Consider the following 2,810-nt stretch of genomic DNA (forward strand, 5'->3'; position numbering starts at 1 on the left):
CGGGCAGGGCGCTGGCCACCCTCGGGGGTCCGGGCTGGGGGCCGGTCGTGCGGGAGCTGCTCGCCGCCGATGGCCCGGTCCCAGACGACGTGGTGGATGCGGTGGTCCGGGTGCTGGGCCGCTGGGCGTGGTCGGAACGGCCGACATGGGTCAGCTTCGTGCCCTCCCGCCAACACCCCAAGTTGGTCGAAGACCTGGCCCGACGCATCGCCGAGGTCGGCCGCCTGCAGCTTGATCAGGTCCTCGAGCGGACGCGGGAGGGTGAGCCGCAGTTGGCGATGGCCAACAGCACCCACCAGTGCCGCAATGTCCACGGCGCCTTCACGGTCAACAGCCCGGTCCCGCCTGGCGGTGTGCTGCTTGTCGATGACACGGCCGACTCCAAGTGGACACTGACCGTCGTCGGTGCCCTGCTCCGCCAGTCCGGCGCCGGCGCCGTCTACCCGCTGGTGCTCCTGCGGCGCGGCTTGGACTGACACGCTCGCCTCAGGATTGGTTGACTGTGGCGAGTGGCTAGGAGCCGGGCAGGGAGCACCAGGTACCTGAGCAGGAGCGTCGTGGTGCCTTGGTGCCGCCCCGTTTCCCGTGTCTTATCCAACCGGCGCAGGCATGATCGGATACCTCACAAGGAGCGAGAGGATGCCGCCGTCCCCGGGCCTTGGCGGCCCCTTGGACATGACCGGACCCGCGGTTGGCGGCCTCAGCAGTCGACAGAGCACCGCCGGTGACCTGGAGCTCGCGTGAAGCGTCTGGAGGCGTCGGTCGATCGAGTTGCTGCCGAGACGGGGTTCTCCGGCGTTGTGCGCGTCGATCGCGGTGAGCGGCTACGTCGTGCTCGCGTTGCTCGCCGAGCGCGCCAGCGGCACCCCCTTTCATGAGCTGGTGCGACAACGGGTATGTCGTCCCGCCGGCATGCACGATACGGAGTTTCTGCGCTCCGACGAGGTCCCTGGTCGCGCCGCGCTCGGCTACCTGGCGACCGACGGGTTGCGTACCAACGTCCTGCATCTTCCGGTCCGGGGAAGCGGAGACGGCGGAATCTACTCCACCGCGGCCGACATTCATGCCATGTGGACCGCGCTGTTCGCCGGGCAGATCGTGTCACCGGGTTGGGTCGTGGAGATGGTCCGTCCCCGCAGCGATGTGCCGTCGGAGTCCATGCGCTACGGCTTGGGGTTCTGGCTCCACGAATCGCGCGACGCGGTGATGCTGGAAGGGTCCGATGCTGGAGTGTCGTTCCGCACCGTCCATGATCGGGTTGAGCGGCTCACCCACACGGTGCTTTCCAACACGACGTCCGGCGCATGGCCGATCACGCTCCACCTCGAGGAGCTCCTCACCCCGTGAGGGAATTGCACCGGTCCCGGCGGTCAGCGCGCACGATGGGCTTGCCGGCTGCGAAGATCAGCACCTTACAATCTCGACATGGGGACGGCGCTGTCGAGGCAGGAGCTGGAGGCCGCGCACTGCTGGGAAGCCGACGACCGGGTGCCGCGGCGACCGGCGATGACCGAGTTCCGTCGCAGGCTGCGCTACCACCAGGCGCAGTGGCGTGAGGCCAACCGGCACCCCATCGGCTCGCAGCCGATCGCGCCGCCACCCGACGGTGGGCCGGCGCGGCCGGTCGGGAGCCGTCTCCCGCTCGCCTACGCCAAAGAGACCGGCGCGAACTTCCTCACCGCGGGCGCCCTGGAGGCGGCAAGGGCCCGAACCTCCATCACCGAACCGCACCAGAGCTTCGATCACCAGCGCCTGTGGGCCGACCTGCTGTGGTCGCCGGCGATGGCGTTCAACCTGTTCGGCGACCTGGCCGCCGACCTCCAGCTGGCCGACCGCGCCGTCCACACCTGGCTGCCGGACGCGCCCGGCACCGTGCGCGAGGTCCGCTTCGCGCACTCGCCAGGCCGGTTCGATCCGGCCTACCTCAACAGCCTCCGCGCCTTCGACGTGGCGGTCGTGCTCGACCTGCACCAGGGGACCCACGGGATCGTGGGCGTCGACACCAACTACCACGAGCGCATCAAGCCCGAAACCCCCAAGCCGAGCAACCTCTGGCGCTGCCTCGAGGTCGCCGAGCGGTCGGGCGTCTTCAAGCCCGGGGCGATCGACGCGGTCAAGGGCAGGTCGGATCTCGCCGTGATGTGGCTGGAGCACCTGCTGCTGCTGTCGATGCTGCAGCACGCGAGCGGCTCCTGGAGCTGGGGCCGCTACGTCGTCGTCTACCCCGCCGGCAACTCCGACGTCGCCGAGGCGTGCGTCCGCTACCGAGCGCTGCTGGTGGACCAGTCAACCTTCTCGTCCGTGTCTATCGAGGACCTGCTCGACGCCGGCGCTCTGCCGAGCCCGACGGTTGCGGCCCTCCGCGACCGGTACATCCCCGGCTGAAGAACGCACCCGACCTTCTCCTCCGTGTCCGTGATGGTCACGGATCCGGGCGCCCCACCGCGCCGGCGAGAGCCCCGACGACATCGACCGCTCGATCCGCATCACCAAGAGTTTGCTTGACCACCTGGTTTGCCTGGGTTCAGGCTGCTTGGTTGTCCCAGCACGAGTCCTCCCCTCGACCCCGCCTTGCCCGGGATGGAAGGAAGTGCCATGCCCTACCTCCGAGCGATCTGCCAGCCACGGCTGCGCCGGATCGGACCGCAACCTAATTAGCGCATTGACCCATTGCCGATGAGGAGAACGCATGGAAGGTCCATCATGACGAAAGTCGTAGTTATCGGTGGCACCGGGCTCATCGGCTCCAAGGTTGTCGCGAGGCTGGCCGAGCACGGCCACGAGGCGATCGCCGCGTCACCGAAGTCGGG

At 68.8% G+C, this 2,810-nt stretch carries 3 protein-coding genes and 1 pseudogene; all 4 read left to right on the plus strand.

Annotation, left to right across the window (positions count from 1 at the left end; genetic code table 11):
* Nucleotides 1-476 (plus strand): annotated as a pseudogene (locus VGR06_RS03300) (recombinase RecQ); the annotation flags it as partial.
* A gap of 322 nt (nucleotides 477-798) precedes the next feature.
* On the plus strand, nucleotides 799-1,347 hold the full coding sequence (locus tag VGR06_RS03305; RefSeq protein ID WP_327557430.1) for a serine hydrolase domain-containing protein: 549 nt from the start codon (nucleotides 799-801) through the stop codon (nucleotides 1,345-1,347).
* Between the two features lie 78 nt (nucleotides 1,348-1,425).
* Nucleotides 1,426-2,385: a PGN_0703 family putative restriction endonuclease gene (locus VGR06_RS03310; RefSeq protein ID WP_327557431.1), complete on the plus strand. Its 960-nt coding sequence runs from the start codon at nucleotides 1,426-1,428 to the stop codon at nucleotides 2,383-2,385.
* A 318-nt stretch (nucleotides 2,386-2,703) separates the two neighbouring features.
* A partial coding sequence (locus VGR06_RS03315; RefSeq protein ID WP_327557432.1) for an NAD-dependent epimerase/dehydratase family protein occupies nucleotides 2,704-2,810 on the plus strand: 107 nt, incomplete at its 3' end.

The organism is Actinophytocola sp., assembly GCF_036002505.1.
Classification (GTDB): Bacteria; Actinomycetota; Actinomycetes; order Mycobacteriales; family Pseudonocardiaceae; genus DASYTH01.

Coding starts and splice junctions, on each gene's coding strand:
- VGR06_RS03310 (WP_327557431.1), top strand. CDS start 1,426: ATGGGGACGGCGCTGTCGAGGCAGGAGCTGGAGGCCGCGCACTGCTGG.